This window comes from Azoarcus sp. Soil_N_20, assembly GCF_057656155.1.
Map to the genome: position 1 here is coordinate 38405 of NZ_JBDGKX010000021.1, position 19832 is coordinate 58236.

The 19832-nt window shown below is 66.2% G+C and carries 13 protein-coding genes; 12 read left to right on the plus strand and 1 reads right to left on the minus strand.

What is annotated here, in order from left to right; translation table 11 throughout:
* Positions 1 to 213: 213 nt before the first annotated feature.
* From mobB to AC3A35_RS25395, 7 genes are all read left to right on the plus strand, one after another.
* Positions 214 to 780 (plus strand): molybdopterin-guanine dinucleotide biosynthesis protein B, encoded by a 567-nt coding sequence (mobB, locus tag AC3A35_RS25365; RefSeq protein WP_487439324.1) that lies wholly within the window; start codon positions 214 to 216, stop codon positions 778 to 780.
* 115 nt (positions 781 to 895) lie between these two features.
* A complete protein-coding gene (locus AC3A35_RS25370; RefSeq protein WP_487439325.1) occupies positions 896 to 3622 on the plus strand; it encodes a molybdopterin-dependent oxidoreductase in 2727 nt (908 codons plus the stop codon).
* Complete coding sequence (locus AC3A35_RS25375) at positions 3619 to 4266, plus strand: 4Fe-4S dicluster domain-containing protein (RefSeq protein ID WP_487439326.1); 648 nt, start codon at positions 3619 to 3621, stop codon at positions 4264 to 4266. The genes AC3A35_RS25370 and AC3A35_RS25375 overlap by 4 nt, the downstream gene beginning before the upstream one ends.
* Positions 4263 to 5129, plus strand: coding sequence for a DmsC/YnfH family molybdoenzyme membrane anchor subunit (locus AC3A35_RS25380; RefSeq protein WP_487439327.1), 867 nt, complete (start codon positions 4263 to 4265; stop codon positions 5127 to 5129). The genes AC3A35_RS25375 and AC3A35_RS25380 overlap by 4 nt, the downstream gene beginning before the upstream one ends.
* Positions 5130 to 5245: 116 nt before the next feature.
* On the plus strand, positions 5246 to 6031 hold the full coding sequence (locus AC3A35_RS25385) for a cyclase family protein (protein ID WP_487439328.1): 786 nt from the start codon (positions 5246 to 5248) through the stop codon (positions 6029 to 6031).
* 869 nt (positions 6032 to 6900) lie between these two features.
* Positions 6901 to 10464, plus strand: coding sequence for an EAL domain-containing protein (locus AC3A35_RS25390; protein WP_487439329.1), 3564 nt, complete (start codon positions 6901 to 6903; stop codon positions 10462 to 10464).
* Between the two features lie 236 nt (positions 10465 to 10700).
* Positions 10701 to 11138, plus strand: a complete 438-nt coding sequence (locus AC3A35_RS25395; protein ID WP_487439330.1) for a hypothetical protein — start codon at positions 10701 to 10703, stop codon at positions 11136 to 11138.
* A gap of 27 nt (positions 11139 to 11165) precedes the next feature.
* On the opposite strand, the gene AC3A35_RS25400 is transcribed toward AC3A35_RS25395, so the two are convergent.
* Positions 11166 to 12272: a hypothetical protein gene (locus AC3A35_RS25400; protein ID WP_487439331.1), complete on the minus strand. Its 1107-nt coding sequence runs from the start codon at positions 12270 to 12272 to the stop codon at positions 11166 to 11168.
* A 231-nt stretch (positions 12273 to 12503) separates the two neighbouring features.
* Between AC3A35_RS25400 and AC3A35_RS25405 the strand changes: the two genes are divergently transcribed.
* The 5 genes from AC3A35_RS25405 to AC3A35_RS25425 all read left to right on the plus strand — a co-directional run bounded on the left by AC3A35_RS25405 (position 12504) and on the right by AC3A35_RS25425 (position 19700).
* Positions 12504 to 12845, plus strand: coding sequence for a gamma-glutamylcyclotransferase family protein (locus AC3A35_RS25405; RefSeq protein ID WP_487439332.1), 342 nt, complete (start codon positions 12504 to 12506; stop codon positions 12843 to 12845).
* Between the two features lie 405 nt (positions 12846 to 13250).
* Positions 13251 to 14324 carry a WD40/YVTN/BNR-like repeat-containing protein gene (locus tag AC3A35_RS25410; protein WP_487439333.1) on the plus strand — a complete coding sequence of 358 codons (1074 nt, stop codon included), beginning with the start codon at positions 13251 to 13253 and terminating at the stop codon, positions 14322 to 14324.
* 43 nt (positions 14325 to 14367) lie between these two features.
* On the plus strand, positions 14368 to 16740 hold the full coding sequence (locus AC3A35_RS25415; RefSeq protein ID WP_487439334.1) for an efflux RND transporter permease subunit: 2373 nt from the start codon (positions 14368 to 14370) through the stop codon (positions 16738 to 16740).
* Between the two features lie 70 nt (positions 16741 to 16810).
* The gene (locus AC3A35_RS25420) at positions 16811 to 18412 is read left to right on the plus strand and encodes a DUF1302 family protein (RefSeq protein WP_487439335.1); all 1602 of its coding nucleotides are present in this window, start codon (positions 16811 to 16813) and stop codon (positions 18410 to 18412) included.
* Between the two features lie 22 nt (positions 18413 to 18434).
* Entirely contained in the window at positions 18435 to 19700 is a 1266-nt protein-coding gene (locus tag AC3A35_RS25425) for a DUF1329 domain-containing protein (protein ID WP_487439336.1), read from the plus strand.
* Positions 19701 to 19832 lie beyond the last annotated feature (132 nt).

Sequence of the window (19832 nt, forward strand, 5' to 3'; positions counted from 1 at the left end):
GCAGAATTTTATTTATGTCTAAATTAAAACAGACCTAAGTATCTCGCGTCTATCTATTTTTCAGTACTTGTCCGTACGGCGGCGGGACCCCGGGCATTCCCCTGCAGTCTGCGGATAGCGTGTGCAGACTTCGGATAGGCAGCCGGCGCTGCCGACTCTAGTCTGTACTCGAACTCGTCCCCGAATGGTGGGGACAACAGGCCGGGGGTTTTGATGAAAGTATTCGGATTTGCGGGGTTCAGCGGTTCGGGAAAGACCACCCTGATCGAGGGCGTCACCCGCGGGCTGGTGAGTCGCGGCCTGCGCGTGGCGTTGATCAAGCATGCGCATCACGACTTCGATATCGACCACCCGGGCAAGGACTCATGGCGACATCGAAAGGCCGGATGCGCCGAAGTGGTGGTGGCTTCGCACAAACGGGTCGCCCTGATGCGTGAGCTGGGCGACGCTCCCGAGCCCGCGCTCGAAGAACTGGTGCAGATGCTCGCCCCCTGCGATCTGGTGCTGGTGGAAGGCTACAAGCGCACCCCGATTCCGAAGATGGAGGTACGCCGCGCGGCACGCCCGTCCGCGGCACTGCATCCTGGCGATCCTTGGATCGTCGCGCTGGCGAGCGACCGCCCGGAGAACACGCATCTGCCCGCGTTCGCCCTCGATGCCTACGGCCCCATCGCCGATTTCATCTGCCGCTATCTCGCGCTGCTACGTCCGCCCTGCAGGCCCGATCGCCGTGCAGGCGGAACATGCATTAGCGGGACAAGTGCTGCATCTATCGGATAGTCGCCCCACCACGGCCGCCCTAATCTGCATCTATCGCCTTGCCCGCAACGCCTCCGGGCGGCGCGCAGCAAACCCCGCGGCACCCGAGTGAACCTGCAAGGAGCACGCAAGAATCATGAGCAGCACGCACAAGGTCTCCACCTACTGTTATCAGTGCGTCAACGGCCCCGACATGCTCACCGTCGAGGTGACCGATGGCGTGGCAACGACCGTTGCGCCCAACTTCGATGCCAAGGGCTACCACCCCGCAGACGGCAAGGTCTGCGTCAAACCCTACGGCCTGGTGCAGAAGATCTACAACCCCAACCGGCTGCTGAAGCCGCTCAAGCGCACCAACCCGAACAAGGGCCGCAATGAGGATCCGCGCTGGGTCGAGATCGAGTGGGAAGAAGCGCTCGACACTATCGCAGGCCGCCTGAATGCGATCCGTGCCACCAGCCTGGTGGACGAAGAGGGCTATCCGCGCGTCGCCTTCACCACCGGCGGCGCGGCCACCCCCTACTTCTACATGGGCACCTTCGCCTCCTTCCTCGCCGCCTGGGGGCCAGTGGACCAGAGCCTGGGCGCGGGCGGCACGGTCAAGTGCTATCACACCGAACACGTCTATGGCGAGCTGTGGCACCGCGCCTTCACCGTGTGCCCGGACACCCCGCGCTGCGAATACATCGTCTCCTTCGGCAACAACATCGACGCCTCGGGCGGGGTCACCAGCGTGCGCCGCCATGCCGACGCCCGCGCGCGCGGCATCAAGCGGGTGCAGATCGAGCCCCACCTGTCGATCACCGGCGCATCGGCCAGCGAATGGGTGCCGATCCGGCCCAAGACCGATCCCGCCTTCCTCTACGCCATGCTGCACGTGCTGCTGCACGAGCGTCCGCTCGCCGATCTCGACGTGCCCTTCCTCAAGGCGCGCACCGGCTCGCCCTATCTGATCGGCCCCAACGGCTTCTTCCTGCGCGACCCGGTCTCGCGCAAACCCCTGATGTGGGACACCGTCAGCGCGCAGGCACGCCCCTTCGACACCCCCGGCATCGACCCCGCCCTGCTCGGCAGCTTCACCGTCAGCGGAGTGGAAGTGGGCGCCGACGGCAAGGAGTGGGCCCACGACACGATCCCGGCGACGACCGCGTTCGAGGTCACCCGGCAACTGGTGGCGACGCACTCGCCCGAGTGGGCGGCACCGATCTGCGACGTCGCCACCGACACGATACGGCGCATCGCCAACGAGTTCATCGACCACGCCCGCGTCGGCGAAACGGTCGAGTTCGAAGGCCGTACCCTGCCCTTCCGCCCGGTCGCGGTGATGCTCGGCAAGGGCGTCAACAATGGCTGGGGTGCTTACGAATGCGTGTGGGCGCGCACCATGCTGATGATCCTGGTGGGCGGACTCGAAGTGCCGGGCGGGCTGCTCGGCAGCACGGTTCACATCTCCGGCATGGACTTCGACCGCATGGGCTCGGTTGCCCCCCATCCGGACGGCTTCCTCGATTACCCCTTCAACCCGACCGACAAGGAAAACTGGGCCGCCCAGCCGCTGTTCCGTCACGGCCACACCACGCTGATCCCGATCATCGGCGGCGGTCTCACCAGCCAGCTGATGGGTTCGACCGTGCTCACCTGGATGCGTCTGCAGGGCCGCGCGGCCGACACCTGGGGCCAGCCCAAGCCACCCGACCTGTGGTTCGTCTATCGCTGCAACCCCAACATCTCCTTCTCCGAAACCGACCGGATGGGCGACACGATGGCGACCTTCCCGTTCACGGTCGCCTTCTCCTACACCCAGGACGAGACCAACCACTATGCGGACCTGGTGCTGCCGGAGGCGATCGATCTCGAGAGCACCCAGCTGATACGCCTCGGTGGCACGCACTACTTCGAGCAGTTCTGGGACAGCCAGGGCTGGGTGTTGCGCCAGCCGGTGGTCGAGCCGCGCGGCGATGCGAAGGACTTCACCTGGATCTCCACCGAGCTGGCCAAGCGCACCGGCCTGCTCGAGGCCTACAACACCATGATCAACATGGGCGCGGCCGGCCTGCCGCTGAAGACCGACAGATACGACTTCTCGCTCGACGTGAGCCGCCCGCACTCGGTGGATGAAACCTGGGACGCGGTGTGCCGCGCGGCGAGTGCCGATGTCACCGATGGCGCCGCAAGCGACGGCCTGGCCTGGTTCAAGGACAAGGGATTCCGGGTCAAGCCCTTCCCCAAGATCAACTGGTACCTGTATCCGAAGATGGAAGACATGGGGCTGCGCTTCGAGCTGCCCTATCAGGAAAGAGTCCTGCGCATCGGCCAGGAACTCTCCGCCCGCCTGCACGAACAGGGGGTGACCTGGTGGGACAGACAGCTGCACGAATACGAGCCGCTGCCAACCTGGAAGGATCTGAACAAACTGTGGGCCGACGCCTACGAGCGCAGCTACGGCATCAAGGCCAGCGACTATCCGTTCTGGCTGCTCACCGCGCGCAGCATGCAGTATGCCTGGGGCGGCAACGTCAGCCTGCAGATGATCCGCGAGGTCGCGGCCAACGTCGCCGGCCACGACGGCATCATGATCAACAGCAAGGTCGCCGAATCGATGGGCATCGAACAGGGCGACCGCATCGAGGTCACCTCGCCGGTCGGCATCACCAGCGGCCGCGCGCTGCTGCGCCAGGGCGTGCGCCCCGACACCATCGTCATGGTCGGCCAGTTCGGCCACTGGAAAACGCCCTACGCCAAGGATCTCGACATGCCCAGCCTGAACAACCTGGTGCCGATGAACATGGACCTGGTCGACGGCACCGGCTCGGCGGTCGACGCCGTTCTGGTCAAGATCAAGAAGATCGGGAGCAAGAAATGACCCGCTATGTCATGGTCGCCGACCTCAACCGCTGCGTCGGCTGTCAGACCTGTACCGCCGCCTGCAAGCACACCAACGCGACCCCGCCGGGGGTGCAGTGGCGCAAGGTGCTCGACATCGAGATGGGCGAATATCCCAGTGTCGAACGCCTGTTCATGCCCGTCGGCTGCCAGCACTGTTCCGATCCCCCGTGCATGGAGGTGTGCCCCAGTACCGCCACCGGGCAGCGCAAGGACGGCATCGTCACCATCGACTACGACATCTGCATCGGCTGCTCCTACTGCGCGGTGGCCTGTCCCTACCAGGCCCGCTACAAGGTCGAGGAAGCGCGCTTTGCCTATGGCGCCGAGCCGACCGAAAACGAAGCCATCCGCTTCGACGCGGGCCGGATCGGGGTCGCGCAGAAGTGCACCTTCTGCGCCGATCGGGTGGATGCCGGACTCGCCCAGGGGCTCAAGCCCGGCATCGATCCCGATGCCACCCCGGCCTGCGCCAACGCCTGCATCGCCAACGCGCTGACCTTCGGCGACCTCGAGGACCCGGAGAGCAATGTCTCCAAACTGCTGACCGAGAACACCTGGTTCCGCATGCACGAGGAATTGGGCACCGACCCCGGCTTCTTCTATCTCTGGAACGAAAAATGATCCAATCCAAAACCGGTCGTTTCGGCACCCAGCACCAGACCAGCTGGGACTGGCGCGCCGCGGTCAACTTCATCGGCGGCGGCAGCGGCAGCGCCCTGCTCGCGCTCGCCGTGGCCCGTCACTTTCCCGCCGCCCCGCCGCTGCCGCTGGTGGCGCTGGCGCTGGCCCTGATCGGCGTCGGCCTGCTCAGCGTATGGGCCGAGATCGGCCGCCCGTGGCGCGCGTTCAACGTGCTGTTCCATCCGCAAACCTCGTGGATGACGCGCGAGGCCTTTGTCGCCGGCGTGATCGGCGCGCTCAGCATCGCCAGCTTGCTGTTCGGCCTGGCGCCGCTGGCCTGGGCCGCGGGTGCGGGCGGCCTGCTGTTCCTGTACTGCCAGGGCCGCATCCTTCGCGCCGCGCGCGGCATTCCGGCCTGGCGCGAGCCCGCCATCGTGTGGCTGATCGTCGCCACCGGCCTCACCGAAGGCTGCGCCCTGCTGGTGCTGGCCGGCACGCTGTTCGGCACCCCCGACGTGCTCGCGCTCGCCGTGCTGCTCGCGCTGTGCGTGCTGCGCCTGGCCACCTGGCTGCACTACAAGCGCCGCATGTTCGCCTCCGACGCACCGCAATCGACCCGCCGCGCGCTGCAGGCCTGCGACCGCGTGCTGGTGCCGGTGGGCGCCCTGCTGGCCGGCGGCCTGCTGCTGGCCGCGCTGGCCCAGCCCGCGCTGGCAGTGGCCGCCGGCAGCGCCGCCGCGCTCGCCGCACTCGGTGCCGGCTGGTACTTCAAGGGCGTGCTGATCACCCGCGCCGCCCAGGTCCAGGGCTATGCGCTCGGCAACAAGCTGCGCCGCGGCCACCCGCTGGCTGGCCATCCATGACGGTGCGGCGCACGCACGCCGCACAGATGCGTGATCCGGATAGGCGGCTGCGGATTCCGGCTTTCCCCCGCCCGCCCCGCCCCCGACAATGACCGCTCAACCCTTGGGAGACTTCCATGACCGAGCCTTCTTCGCTTTCCCGCTTCGCCCTCGACCTGTTGGCCGGCAAGATCCGCGTCATCGACCTGACCCAGACCCTGTCGCCCGAGTTCCCGTCGCTCACGCTGCCGCCCGAGCTCGGCCAGTGCTGGCCCTTCCGCATGGAAGAAATCTCGCGCTACGACGAGCGCGGCCCGGCCTGGTACTGGAACAACTTCTCCATGTCCGAGCACACCGGCACCCACTTCGACGCCCCCATCCACTGGGTCAGCGGCAAGGACCATCCGAACAACGCGGTGGACACCATCCCCGCCGACAACTTCATCGCCCACGCCTGCGTCATCGACTGCAGCCGCGAAGCCGCCGAAAACCCCGACTTCCTGCTGACCGTCGATTTCGTCGAAAAGTGGGAAGCCACTTACGGCAAGATTCCGCCGCGCTCCTGGGTGCTGCTGCGCACCGACTGGTCCAAACGCAAGATGCCGGAAGACTATGTGAACGCCCGCGAGGACGGCCCCCACACCCCCGGGCCGGCGCAAGGCCTGGTGCAATGGCTGATCGACGAGCGCGACGCCTTCGGGTTCGGCGTCGAATCCATCAACACCGACGCCGGCCAGTCCTACGCCTGGGAGACGCCCTTCCCCTGTCACTACCTGATGCACGGCAACAACCGCTACGGCCTGCAGTGCCTCACCAACCTCGACCAACTGCCGTCCCAGGGCGCCATCATCATCGCCGCCCCGCTCAAGATCCGTAACGGCTCCGGCAGCCCCCTGCGCGTGCTCGCCCTGGTCGGCCACTGACCCATCGCCTCTCTGCCCCGGGCGGGGTAGTACCCTCTCCTGGACCCCGTCCAGTCCTCCCCGCCGGTTCGATCCCGGTCGTGCAAGCGACCGGGATTTTTTTTCGTGCAGATGGCCGGTCAGGCCCGCGCTCGCGGACTAACCCTCGTCACCCGCAACCTGCGCGAGTTCATGCGCGTGCCCGGGCTAGCTACCGAGAACTGGCAGTATTTGCCCGCCACCTGAAAGGCTAGACCCCTTTCCCTGAACTGGATCACGCACGACCGGTTAAACGCATTTCGCAGAATGGGCGGGACCTACCTGCGCAGTTCTGTGCGAGATGTTTGCCAATCACGGTGCCACACTTTTCCCGGTACCGAACCGCTCTTGAGCGCAGACGCGACCGGCGCTATCGTTGCTCCGGCAGCACACGTCGACATCCTCATTGCCAACTTGGCCATACCAGCACCGACTGAAGCGTAAGCTTCCTCTGGGGCGCCTCGTGGGCGCAAGGGAAGACGCTGAATTTGCTGCCTACCTTTGCAGCGAACCGGCGAGTTGATTTGTCGGGCAGGTATTTCCTGTTTGCGGCGGTTGGGTGGCGCGTTAGTGCAAACACCGGCCAGGCCGCCAGTGCGCGGCGCCTTTCCATGGTCCCGTGCCAGACTCCCCCACACCTTGGAACCCTCAGCACCGGGAATCCGCTGCCTTTCCCCGGTCGGCGGGGTTCGATCCATGCGCCGGAAGAATAGGCCACGCCTGTCCGTGACTGCGCTGTGACCAGCAGCAAGATCCACACTTTGCAGCCTGTACCTCATGGAACTAACCTCATAGCAGCATCGCGGCTGTTCGATCCGGTGGCCGTGTCGAGTACACCAAGGGGTTCGGTCATGAAGTCCGAGACAGGAAAGAAGAAGGCCGACAGCCGCCGGACGCATGGCACCGCGGTCCTCGACCGCCGCTTGTTCGGGCACGCGGCGACGCTGCGGGTCGGCGACGTGACGCTCGCCGCAACCGACGATGCGCAGAGCCAAACGGAGAAACTCGCGCGCATCGTGCTCGACGAGATGTACCAGTTCGTCGGTCTGCTCGATGCGCGGGGCATGACGCTGGAGATCAACCGGGCAGCGCTTGCGGGGGCTGGCCTGCGGCTGGCGGACGTGCGGGGCCGGCCCTTCTGGGAAACCCGCTGGTGGGCCGTCTCGCGGGAAACACGGCGGGTGGCGCAGGACGCCGTCCGCCGCGCCGCCACCGGCGAGTTCGTGCGCTGCCACGTCGAGAACTACGGCCGCGCCGCCGGCGAGGAAACCATCGTCGTCGACTTCTCGCTGCTACCGGTCCACGACCGACATGGCAGCATCGTTTTCCTGCTCGCCGAAGGCCGCGACATCACCGAGATGAAGCGGGCCGAGGCCGAGATTTCACGCAAGAACGAGGAACTGCAGCAGTTGCTCGACACCGTGCGGCGCCTGGACGCGATGAAGCGGGAATTTTTCGCCAACGTCAGCCATGAGTTGCGAACACCGCTGGCATTGATCCTCGGGCCGGCCGAATCGATGCTTGCCGGCGCCGAACCGCTGAGCGAACGCCAGCGCCATGACCTCTTCGTCATCCACCGCAATGCGGCAACGCTGTTGAAGCATGTGAACGACCTGCTCGACCTCGAGAAGGTCGATGCCGGCAAGCTGACGCTGCATCATGCGCGGATCGACCTTGCGCGCGCCGTACGGGCGGTCGCCGCTCACTTCGACGCGCTGGCGCCGCAGCGCTCGCTGGCCTACGTGGTGTCGACCCCCGACACACTGGAGGCGGACGTCGACCCGGAGAAGTTCGACCGGGTGTTGGTAAATCTGTTGTCCAACGCTTTCAAGTTCACACCGGCCGGCGGCCGCATCAGTTGCACCCTCTCCGTGGTCGACACCGCCCGGGTGCTGCTCGCCGTGCAGGACAGCGGCCCCGGAGTACGGGCGGAACTGCGCGGCGCGATCTTCGACCGCTTCCGCCAGGCCGAAGGCGGTACGGCGCGCGACTTCGGCGGTACCGGGCTCGGCTTGGCGATCGCCCGCGATTTCGTCGGCTTGCACGGCGGCACGATCACCGTCACCGACGCGCCCGCCGGCGGCGCGCTGTTCCAGGTCGAGCTGCCACGGTATGCGCCGGCGGATGCCTATGTGCGGCCGGCGGACGCGGACACCGGCCAGGACGAAGACGTCGGCGCCATCGACGCCGCGGTCGAAGAACTGGAACGCGGCATACCGAGCCCAAGCGGACGGGTGACGGCGGCCGGCCGGCCGGTGGTGCTCGTCGCCGAGGACAATGCCGAGATGCGGCGCTTCATCGCGGACGTACTGGGCGAGGACTACCGCGTGGTGACCGCCGCCGATGGCGCCGAAGCCCTGGCAAGCGCCATCGCCGCCCCACCCGACTTGGTCGTCACCGACCTGATGATGCCGCGCCTGGACGGCGAAGGGCTGGTGGCTGAACTGCGCGCCCGCGCGCCGCTGGCACAACTGCCGGTGCTGGTGCTCTCGGCCAAAGGCGACGAGGCGCTGCGGCTGAAGCTGCTCGTCGAGGCAGTCCAGGACTACGTCACCAAGCCGTTCTCGCCGCACGAGCTGCGCGCCCGGGTGCGCAACCTGGTGACCACGAAGCGCGCCCGCGACGCACTGCAGAAGGCGCTCGCCAGCCGCAGCGAAGACCTCGCGCAACTGACGCAGCAACTCATCGACAACCGCCAGGCGTTGCAACACAGCCACGATGCTTTGCAGGAATCCGAGCAGCGCTGGCGGGCGGTCTACGAGAACTCGGCGGCCGGCATCGCACTGATCGACACCGACGGCCGCATTCTCGCGGCCAACCCGGCGTTGCAGCGCATCCTCGGCTTCAGCGAGGACGAACTCCGCGGCCGCGCGCCAACGGAACTGAGTGCCGAGGACGGTGAGGCCATCCGCGCACAGGTGGCGCAACTCGTGGCCGGAGAGATCAGCGAGTACCACGCGCTGCGGCGTTACCAGCGCAGGGACGGCAGCACCATCTGGGCGAACGCCAGCGTGTCCCTCATCCCCGGCACGTCGGACGCGCCGCGCATGCTGGTCGCCATCATCGAGGACATCACGGAACGCAAGCGCGCCGAAGACAGGGTGCGGCACCTCGCCTATTTCGACGCCCTCACCGACCTGCCCAACCGCGTCCACTTCGAGAAGCGCCTCGGCGAAGCGATCGCGAGCGCACAACACGACCGCCAGCCGGTGTCGGTGCTCATCCTCGCGCTCGAACGGTTCAAGGAGATCACCTACACGCTGGGCCAGGCCAATGGCGATCTGCTGCTGTTGCAGATCGGGCCGCGCTTCCACGCCGTGCTGAACGATGCGGACCTGCTCGCCCACTTCGGTGGCCGCCATTTTGCGGTCCTGCTGCCTGGCGCCGGGGCCCAGGCGGCACGCGAGGCTGCCGTGCGCCTCCTCAAGGCCATCGAGCGCCCCTTCGATGTGGTCGACTTCACGCTGGAGGTCGGCGCCAACCTCGGCATTGCCGTCTTCCCCGGCCACGGCGAAGACACCGCCGCACTGATGCGCTGCGCCGAGATCGCCCTGCGCCACGCACACCAGTCCGCCGACGGCTACGCGCTCTATGCCGCCGAGCAGGATTCGTACAAACCACGCCGCCTGCAGCTGATGGGCGAACTGCGCTCGGCGATCGAGGAAAACCAGCTGGTGCTCTACTGCCAGCCCAAGCTGGACCTGAAGACGCGCGAGATCGTCGCGATGGAAGCACTGGTGCGCTGGCAGCATCCGTCCTATGGCCTGATCGCGCCGAACCAGTTCGTGCCCTACATCGAGAGCACCGGTCTGATCGGCCCGCTCACCCGCTGGATCGTCGACGCGGCGGTGACTCAGTGCCACAGCTGGCAGAAGGCCGGCATGCGTGTGCCGGTCGCAGTGAATCTGTCGACGCGCAACCTCGCCGACCCCAAGCTGGTCGACCACCTCCAGAGCGCGCTGGTGACCTGGGGCGCGGATGCGAGCTGGATCGGGCTGGAGATCACCGAAAGCACCATCATGGCCGAGCCACAGATCGCGCTAGACACGCTGAAACACCTGCATGCGCTCGGCTTCCGGCTCTTCATCGACGACTTCGGAACCGGCTACTCCTCGCTCGCTTACCTGCAGAAGCTGCCGGTCGATGCGATCAAGATCGACAAGTCCTTCGTGATGCCAATGATGGACGACCGCGACGCAGCCACCATCGTGCGCTCCACCCTGGAACTCGGGCACAACCTCGGCCTCACGGTGACCGCCGAAGGCGTGGAGAACGCCGCGACCTGCGAACGCCTGGCGGCACTCGGCTGCGACGAAGCGCAGGGCTACCTCCTCAGCCCGCCGATACCGATGAACGAATTCGTGCACTGGGCGAAGACGGCACCGTGGCCACTGCGGGCAATGAGGGCACATTGACAGGCGCGCTGCGCCTGCCCCGATTGCGGCATTTTTTCGTCAGTCTCGCGTGCCGTCCAGAACCGACCGCGGCGGCGGGAGGCCGGCTAGATGATTTTCAGACCACGGCTCGAGGCTCCCCGGGTTTGCGGGAGGTTCGATCTTTTGAGAAGCGCGGCAGCGACCAGGTCGCGATCGTGCAGGCGTTGAGCGGCGGTTGAGGGCACGATTGGGAATTGCTGGATTCAGCATCCATCATGGACATCTTCGGCGCTGGCAAATACCTTCTGGCCTGGATCGGCATGCTGCTCGTTTCGGTCGCGAACGGCATCGTGCGCGAATTCACCTATGGCAAGCACATGAGCGAACTTGCCGCGCATCAACTATCGACAGTCACAAGCGTGCTGTCACTCGGTTTGCTGATCTGGGCCTTCACGCGCTTCCATCCGCCGGCTTCTGCGCGTCATGCCGTCGCAATCGGCCTGGGATGGGCGGCGCTTACCGTGGCCTTCGAGTTTCTGTTCTTCCACTTTGTCGGTGGCCATTCATGGTCTGAATTGCGCTCGAACTACGACATCCTCGAAGGGCGCGTCTGGGTTGTCGTGGTGCTGTGGATCGCCGCTGCGCCTCGTATCTTCTTCCACTTTCGCCACAAGACTCAGCCCGCGGCCTCGGACGATCAACGATCCTTGTGACCGTCCGATCACCCGAGCCCCTGCGAATCAATCGGGTCGGATTCCATTGAATCCAGGCGGACGATTGCGTCCGCCGTGGATCAGTCCGGCCGCTGCGTGGGCCGCGCTGCCGAGCAGGGCGAGCGCCGTGCCGAGAGGGCGCAGCAAGGCGCTGGCGAGCATCAGGACCGGCAGCAGCAGCAAGACCCAGCCGCCGAACTGCACCAGGCCTGCCGGCCAGCCCAGGCGTTCCGCGATCCATCCGAATCCGGCGTTGATCAGACTCGGGTGGCGGATCATCAGATACGCCGCGGCCAGTGGCGTACCGATGCGAAGCAGGCGCGTGGCCACCGCGCTCTGCCTGACCAGCACCGGGGCGAGCGCCACCGAACGCTTGGCGAGCCCGGCCTGGCGCGTGGCAGCACTTCCGCTGCGGGCCGCCTTGACCAACTTGAAAACCCCGACGCCGATCGCGACATCGATGCCCGCCTGCCCGACATCACCGATGCCGATCGGCTGATCCAGCCGCAGCTTCGTTTCGAGTCCCCGGATGCCGCCGGCGAAGAAGGTGTTGATCCCCTCCAGAACGCGTTCCGATTGCAGCCAGCCCGCCTCGCCGTCGTCGCGCACCACGAACTGCCCGATGAAGTCGTGCCCCTCGGTACGGACGAAGCCGATCGCGTACCAGCCGCGCTCGACCGCGGGCGTGAGTTCGACCGCGGACGGTTCGGCCGCACCTCCGCCCAGCACGCGCAGGCGGTCGGCGACCATTCCGGCCTGCTTCAGCACCGCCACGGTGCGTACCTCGTTGTGCATGAAGTAATACACCGGGGCGATCACGCCTTCGCCATACTCGCGCAGCACCGCGCGAAAATCGGGTTCGTCGCCGAACACGAGCAATACCTCGCGCGCCATTTCCGGATAACGCATCAGCGCCACCTGGGCCTTGGCGAGCAGCACCGCGTCGTCGGCGTAGTCGACCAGCAGCGCGCGCAGCTCGACCGGCGCCTCGGACAGCGCCGCCGCCTGCTGCGGCCACACGCGCTCCACCTGGAGTTGCACCAGGCGTTCGTCGAACGAGCCCGGTCGCCACAAGGTCGCAAACCCTGCCGCCAACACCAGCGCCGACACCACCCCGAACCGCCATCCGCTCATCGTCGATCTCCCCAAACCTGCATCAGCCGGACCAGCCAACGGCCATGGGACACCCATTGCGCCATTTGGCTCGCCCGCGAGGCGGCGCAATTACTTCGACACGCGCCTGGTCCGATCGCAGCTAGTGCTTGAGCCCCAGTTTGGAAACAAGCCGATGGGCTGTCAAACTGCGACGCAAGCACACCGCCGCGCCCGGCAGCTCAAAACCTCTTCGACATCCACCCCACGGCCATGACCCAACTCCTCTTCTCCTACGGCACCCTGCAGCAGCGCGATGTGCAACTCGCCACCTTCGGACGCGAGCTGGTCGGCACACCGGATCAGCTTGTCGGTTTTCATCAGTCGATGGTGAGGATCGAGGACCCCGAAGTGCTCAGGACCAGCGGGAAGACCCATCATCCGATCGTGAAATTCACCGGCAGTCCGGACGACAGGGTTGCCGGGACCGCGTTCGAAGTGAGCGACGAAGAACTTGCGAACGCCGACCGGTATGAAGTTTCGGACTACAAGCGGGTCGCAGCAGATCTCGCCTCCGGGCGGTCCGCTTGGGTCTATGTCGATGCCCGCGGCTAGGCTCCGGTGAGCACCTGATCGCGCGGGCGCTGCTCGCCGCCCGCGAACCATGCTCGTCGCCCCCCGGGATCACCTCCCCACTCCCGACCCTCCGGTCCACTCCCGTACCGCACCACCCCCTCGATGCCCGACCGCGCTGCGCTCGGGCATTTTCTTGTCCGCACGCAGCGCGCGGGAAAGGACCTGCCGACGCATCGCGGCCCCTTTCACCGGAAAACGGCCGTTTCAGGTGGCCTCCCGGCTATGCCTTTCGGTGGAGAAAGTCACGAAGCGGGATTGAACTGCACGCACGGGATAGGGACTGCATTGGATGGATAGTCCGCGACCGGGTGAGGCTCTAGCTTTACGGACATGAAATGCCGTGCATACGACATGCCCAGATCAACACCACAGAGCCCGCCTCCCATGGACCGATTTCCAGACAGCATCGCCAGCCCTTTGCCCGGGCTTTCGCCTGCCGCACCGCCACGCACCGGCGGCAAAAGTACCTCGTTCTCGCTCGCCCGCGCGCCGGTGATGATCCTGCCGTGGCTGATCATCGGCGGGCTGTTGTGGGCCGGCCTGTTCATCAAGCCCGAGCCGGTCGGCGCCACGGTGCAGCCGCCGGTGGTGGAGCGCCGCGATCACTACTACGGGCTGGCCCTCGGCCCCGACGGCCAGGTCTGGCTCGCCGGATCGAGCGGCAAGATCGTCGCGCTGAACGCTGACGGCAAGGTCGAGCGCCTGCCGACCCCTTCCGAGCGCACCCTGCAGGATCTCGCGGTGTGGGACGCCACCCACGCGGTCGCGGTGGGTAACGACGGCGCGATCCTGCATACCGCGGACGGCGGTCGGAGCTGGATGGCGGCGGCCGACGTGCCGCGCTCGGAGGTCGCCAACAAGCTGAACCGGGTACGCGTTGCGCCCGGCGGCGTGGCGGTGGCAACCGGCGAGATGGGTGCGCTGCTGCTCACCCGCGACCACGGCCGCAGCTGGACCCGCCTGCGCCCCGAGGAAGACGTCGCCTGGAACGACGTCGCCCTGCTGGGCGGCGACCGCATCCGCGTGGTCGGCGAATTCGGCCGGGTGCTCGCGAGCGACGACGGCGGCGCGAGCTGGCGCGAGAGCGAGGCCCCGGTACCGAGTTCGCTGATGGCGGTGGCTTTCCGCGACGAGGTGCATGGCGTGGCGGTCGGCCTGGAGGGCGTGGTGCTGGTGACCGAGGACGGCGGCGCGAGCTGGCGCACGGCCGAGCTCGGCGCCCATGACCACCTCTTCGACATCGCCTGGGACACCGCCGGCCAGCGCTGGATCGGTGCCGGCGCGCTGGGCCGCTGGGTCCGCGCCAATGCCGCGGCGGACGCATGGGAGACCGGGCGGCTCGATGAACGCGATCTGTCGTGGCACACCCGGGTGGTCCCGGCCGGGGAGCTGACCTGGTTCGCCGGTGCCAATGTCGGCCGCTGGGACGGCAGCCGCTGGATGCCGGTCGGCAACTGACACCGGGGCGTCAGACCCCATCCCTTCCTCCAGAGAGAACACCATGATCGAACGAATTGCCGAGTTCTGCATACGCCGGCGGGGCTGGGTCGTGGGCTGCCTTGCGCTGCTCACCCTGGTCCTTAGCTGGTTCGCCCTGCACATCGAAGTGCGCACGGTTTTCGAGGACATGCTGCCCTCGCGCCACGAATACGTGAAGACCCACGAGAAGTTCAAGGACACCTTCGGCGGCTCGAACATGGTCACGATCATGTTCGAGGTCCGCGAGGGCGAGATCTTCGAACCCGCGGTGCTGGAGAAAGTGCGGGCCGTGACCCTGGGGCTGCGCGAAGTGTCTGCGGTCAACCCGTACCAGATCACCTCGCTCGCGTCCAAGAAGCTCAAGGAAGTGCTCGCCTCGACCGACGGCATCGAGACCCGGCCGCTGATGTGGCCGAACCTGCCGACCAACGCCGAGGAGCGCGCCGCGCTCAAGGAATCGGTGCTGCGCAATCCGCTGGTCTATGGCCCGTACGTGTCCAAGGACCTCCAGGCCACGCTGATCACCGTCGACTTCATCGACCGCGAAGTGGATTACGCCAAGGTGTTCGCCGAGATCCGCGCCCTGGTGGCCACGGTCGACGACGGCACCGTGAACATCCGCGTGGTGGGCGACCCGATCCTGTACGGCTGGGTCAATCACTACGTGCCGGAAACGGTCAACCTGGTCGCGGCCGCGCTCGGGGTGACCCTGGTGATGCTGTTCGTGCTGCTGCGGACCTGGCGCGGGGTGTTGCTGCCCCTGCTGGCGGGCGTGGTCAGCGCGATCTGGGCACTCGGCATCTGTCGCCTGCTCGGCATCCACTTCGAGCCGCTGGTGATCGTGGTGGCGATGCTGATCACCTCGCGCGCGGTGTCGCACTCGGTGCAGATCGTCAACCGCTTCGACGACGAACTCGAAACCACTGCCGCCGGGCCAGGATGCGCCCGCCATGCCGCCAAGGTGGCGCTCGCCGATCTGTTCCGTCCGGGCATGTTGGGCGTGGTCGCCGATGCGGCCTGCATGGCGGTGGTCGCCCTCAGCCCGATCCCGATGCTGCAGAAGCTCACCGTGCTGTCGGTGGTGTGGGTGTCGACGCTGACCGTGAGCGCGGTCATCCTGACCCCGGTGCTGCTGTCGTACATCCGCCGCCCTCACGGCACGGTGCACCCCGTCGACCTCGCCCCGCTGCTGCGCAAGGTGCTCGATCTCGGCGTGTGGATGGCGACCTCACGCTTCCGCTTCGCCGTGATCGGCTGCAGCGTGGTGGTGATGGTGGTCTCGGGCCTGTATGCATTCAACCTGAAAATCGGCGACGCCAATCCGGGGTCGCCGATCCTGTGGCCGGAGTCCACCTACAACCAGGATTCGGCCGCGATCAATGCCCGTTTCCAGGGCGTGGACCGGATGTTCATCGTCCTCGGCGAAGACGGCAAGGAAGGCCTGGTCAAGACCAACGACATCCTGCAGTCGATGAACCGCTTCCAGCGCTTCATCGAGGCCCAGCCCGAAGTGGGCGGGTCGGTGTCGATCGCCGACGTGTTGCCGGTTGTCAACAGCACGCTGCGCGAGGGCAACCCGCGCTATCTCGAGTTGGGCGACAGCCAGACCGTCAATGGCAGCCTGATGGCGATCCTCGACACGGTCTCGGAACCGGGCGACATCGACCGCTTCGCCGACCACGAGTACGCCAACGGTGCGGTCACCATGATGTTCCGCGATCGCCAGGGTGAAACGATCCGCACCGCGGTGGCCCGGATCAAGGAATTCATCGAGCAGAACCCGCTCGCCCAGGGCCAGTGGCAACTCGCCGGAGGGCTGATCGGGGTGATGGCCGCGGTCAACGAGGTCATCCTGTCGAGCCAGATCGAGGCGGTGGCACTCGCTCTGCTGGTGCTGGTGGTGATCTGCACCGTGGTCTATCGCTCCACCGTGGCCGGCATGCTGTTCATGGTGCCGGTGATCATCTCCAACACCCTCACCTTCAGCTTCATGGCCTGGAAGGGCATCGGCATGAACATCAACACGGTGCCGGTGGCCGCGCTCGGGATCGGCCTCGGCGTGGACTACGCCTTCTACATCGCCGACCGGATCAAGGAAGAGATCGCCGCCGGCAGCACCCCCGAGCACGCCATCCACGAGGCGCTGCACTCGGCCGGCATGGGCGTGGTGGTGACCGCCAGCGTGCTGATCTTCAGCACCCTGCTGTGGTGGGCCTCGTCGCTGCGCTTCCAGGCCGAGATGGGCCTGCTGATGGCGATCTGGCTCGGCGTGTCGGCAATGTCGGCACTGTTCGTGATGCCCTCGGTGATCTACGTGTTCCGTCCCGCGTTCATCTTCGGCAAGCGCGAGCAGCCGGTGCTCGCGGCGCTGCGCCCCGCGGCCCGGGGCGCATGACGCTCGCCGCCCTCCGACCCCGATTTCTTTACCACGCAGCACCTCTTCGATCCACCTCAAGGGAGAACCCATGAACAAGAACGGGATGCAGGGCGCCGGCGCGCGCGCCTGTTTGAAGAAGCTCAGTCTGGCCGTTGCACTGGCGGCAATCGGCGCACCGCTGCATGCGGCCGACGACGCCCTCAAGGTCGACGGCTACCTGCGCCAGGAGCTGTCGTGGAACACGATGGACTGGAAAGACACGCCGGACGACAACGACCGCGGCAAGCTGTCGATGGCGCGCACCACCGCCCGCCTCAACCTCGACTGGCAGGCCACCGAGAACGTGTCGGTGGTGGCCAAGTTGCGCGCCGTGGGCGAAGTGCAGACGCCGTTCCTGCGCCAGCTCGAGAAACAGGGCGCGCACAACTATCGCGACGGCGACATCATGGATCTGTACAACCGCAACGATATCAGCGACGTGGTCCGCGAGTTGTACATCGACTTCCCGCTCGGCGAGCGCACCCGCGTGCGTTTCGGCAAGCAGCAGATCGCCTGGGGCGAAACCGACTTCTTCGCCGCCAACGACCTCGTGCACGGCTTCGACTACACCTGGCGCTCCTTTCTCGAGCCCGCCAACGAGGAGCTGCGCAAGACCAACATCATGGTCAAGCTCAACGTCGACGTGCCCGAGTACGATGGCGGCCTGGAGATGTTCATTCGCCCGGGCTGGGACCGCAAGAGCGATATCGGTACCGAACTCGAGGTCTACGGCGGGCGCTGGTCGAGCCAGCCCTATGCGGGTGTCGATTTCCGCAACATCGACCCCTACGACTACGAGAACGACGAAGGCGATCACCGCGACGTGACCGGCGGCCTGCGCTGGAGCGGCATGGCCGGCGACATCAACTACTCGCTGTCCTACCTGAAGACCTTCTGGCCCACGCCGATCATGAACGGCACCAGCAAGTTCAACGGCATACCCGGCTTCAGCTCGGTCGAAACCCAGGGCCGCGCCGACACCACCGGCCTGTTCGGCAACATCATCTACCCCATCGTCGACGTCTTCGGCATGACCGCCAGCGGCTATGCCGGGTGGGCCGATGCGGTATTCAGCACCGAGGTGGCCTACGTCAAGGATGCGCCGTACAACTTCTCCGCGATCCCGGGTTCGCTCGCGTCGCAGGTCGTGGCCCCCGGCTTCGACGGTTTCGAGCGCAAGGACGTGATCACCTGGATGCTGCGCATGGACAAGAACATCGCGCTCACCCAGTCGCTGCTCGGCACCGAAAAGCCGATGTTCTTCTCCGCCCAGCTGTTCGACAAGTGGATCCAGAACTACGACAGCGACGACCGCCTGCTCAATTCGGTGGGCTGGGGCGCCAGGACCAAGGAGCACTCCTTCCTGCTCACCGGCATCTTCAGCATGAGCTACGACAACGGCCGCATCCGGCCCGAACTGGTGGTCGGCACCGATCTGAGCTATGGCGGCGGCTTTGCCGTGCCCTCGGTCACCGTGGAGCTGGCCAAGAACTGGCGCTGGAAAGTCGAGTACGACAAGTTCTGGAACGACGAGTGGCGCGACGCCAACAAGTGCCAGGCGCCGAACGCAAACACCTGCGACAGCGCCAGCCTGTTCGGCTACTTCCACAAGCGCGATCAGCTCTACACCAGCCTGACCTACTTGTTCTGACCCTTCGAACGGAGAATATCCCATGATCAAACTGCATAAACCCCTGCTCGGTGCGCTGACCCTTGCACTGCTGGTGACGAGCTTCGGCACCCGCGCCGCCGAAGTTCCCGAGGGCACGGTGCTGTCGGCCGACAACATCGACAAGCTCAGGAACGACACCTTCGAAGGCCACACGATCGCCAGCCTGCTGAGCGAGCGCATGGAATGGCGCATCCGTAACAACGGCTGGAAGATTCCGCTGGCGAAATCGAAGGAGATCGCGCTCGACCCGAAGTGGGTCAAGGCGTCGCAGGCCAATGCGGGCAAGACCCGGATCAACGCGGAGACCTGTCAGATCGACGGCTGGGGTGCCGGTCAGCCCTTCCCCGACATCGACATGAAGGATCCGCAGGCCGCCGAGAAGGTGATCTGGAACTGGCATCTGGGCCAGCTCACCGGCGATGTCGCCTACGTCCCCTTCTTCACCCAGGTGCTGATCGACGGCACCAAGGGCGTCCATGCCGAGCCGGTGGCCGAATTCACCCGCTACGCGATGAAGGGCCGGCTCTCGGGCGAGATGGTCGAGGGCGACGGCAACGAGCGCGGGCGCCAGCTGCTGTACTTCAAGGCGCCCTCCGACATGAAGGGGCTGGGCACCTTCACCGTGATGCACGACTCGATCAAGGTGAACGACGTGTGGGCCTACATCCCCGCCGTACGCCGCGTACGCCGCCTCTCCGGGGGTGCGTGGATGGATCCGATCGGGTCCTCCGACCAGCTCCAGGACGACCTCGAGATCTTCAACGCGCGTCCATGCTGGTACCCCGGATACAAGATGGTGGGCAAGCGCTGGGTGCTGGCCGTGGCCAACAGCAAGACCCCGCTGTGGAACAAGAACGGCAAGGACTTCGCCGACAAATACCCGGTACTCGACGATCAGGCCCCGTTCTGGAACATGAACAACAACCGCTTCGAACCGCGCGAGGTGTACGTGATCGAAGCCACCACCCCGTCCGAGCATCCGTACAGCAAGAAGGTGCTGTATGTGGACACCAAGTACCCGCGCATCTATTACGGCGAGGCCTACAACCGCAAGGGCGAGTTCTGGAAGTTCATGGAGTTCCACTCCTACGCGGCCAAGGCCGAGGACGGCTTCACCGACATTCGCACCGCCGGCGGCGCCATCATCGACTTCCAGCGCAACCACGCCACCGTGTTCCTGGTCGACTCGCCGACCTGGAAGACCAACGTGGCAGGCATGAGCTCCAAGGACTTGACCCTGCAGACCCTGCAGTCGGCCGGACGCTGAGCGCGACGCCGGGTGCCACTACGGTGGTGCCCGGCCGATGTGCGTCGCAGGCAGAATCGAAGGCCCGCTGGCGGAACAAAATCCGCCACCGGGCCTTTCCCGTTTGCGGCACGGGAGGCGACGGTCTCCCCC

What these genes read in the sequence shown, in the direction of transcription:
- AC3A35_RS25370 (WP_487439325.1), top strand. Translation starts at nt 896, where the DNA reads ATGAGCAGCACGCACAAGGTCTCCACCTACTGTTATCAGTGCGTCAAC.
- AC3A35_RS25380 (WP_487439327.1), top strand. Translation starts at nt 4,263, where the DNA reads ATGATCCAATCCAAAACCGGTCGTTTCGGCACCCAGCACCAGACCAGC.
- AC3A35_RS25410 (WP_487439333.1), top strand. Translation starts at nt 13,251, where the DNA reads ATGGACCGATTTCCAGACAGCATCGCCAGCCCTTTGCCCGGGCTTTCG.
- AC3A35_RS25390 (WP_487439329.1), top strand. Translation starts at nt 6,901, where the DNA reads ATGAAGTCCGAGACAGGAAAGAAGAAGGCCGACAGCCGCCGGACGCAT.
- AC3A35_RS25375 (WP_487439326.1), top strand. Translation starts at nt 3,619, where the DNA reads ATGACCCGCTATGTCATGGTCGCCGACCTCAACCGCTGCGTCGGCTGT.
- AC3A35_RS25425 (WP_487439336.1), top strand. Translation starts at nt 18,435, where the DNA reads ATGATCAAACTGCATAAACCCCTGCTCGGTGCGCTGACCCTTGCACTG.
- AC3A35_RS25420 (WP_487439335.1), top strand. Translation starts at nt 16,811, where the DNA reads ATGAACAAGAACGGGATGCAGGGCGCCGGCGCGCGCGCCTGTTTGAAG.
- AC3A35_RS25395 (WP_487439330.1), top strand. Translation starts at nt 10,701, where the DNA reads ATGGACATCTTCGGCGCTGGCAAATACCTTCTGGCCTGGATCGGCATG.
- AC3A35_RS25405 (WP_487439332.1), top strand. Translation starts at nt 12,504, where the DNA reads ATGACCCAACTCCTCTTCTCCTACGGCACCCTGCAGCAGCGCGATGTG.
- AC3A35_RS25415 (WP_487439334.1), top strand. Translation starts at nt 14,368, where the DNA reads ATGATCGAACGAATTGCCGAGTTCTGCATACGCCGGCGGGGCTGGGTC.
- AC3A35_RS25400 (WP_487439331.1), bottom strand. Translation starts at nt 12,272, where the DNA reads ATGAGCGGATGGCGGTTCGGGGTGGTGTCGGCGCTGGTGTTGGCGGCA.
- AC3A35_RS25385 (WP_487439328.1), top strand. Translation starts at nt 5,246, where the DNA reads ATGACCGAGCCTTCTTCGCTTTCCCGCTTCGCCCTCGACCTGTTGGCC.
- mobB (WP_487439324.1), top strand. Translation starts at nt 214, where the DNA reads ATGAAAGTATTCGGATTTGCGGGGTTCAGCGGTTCGGGAAAGACCACC.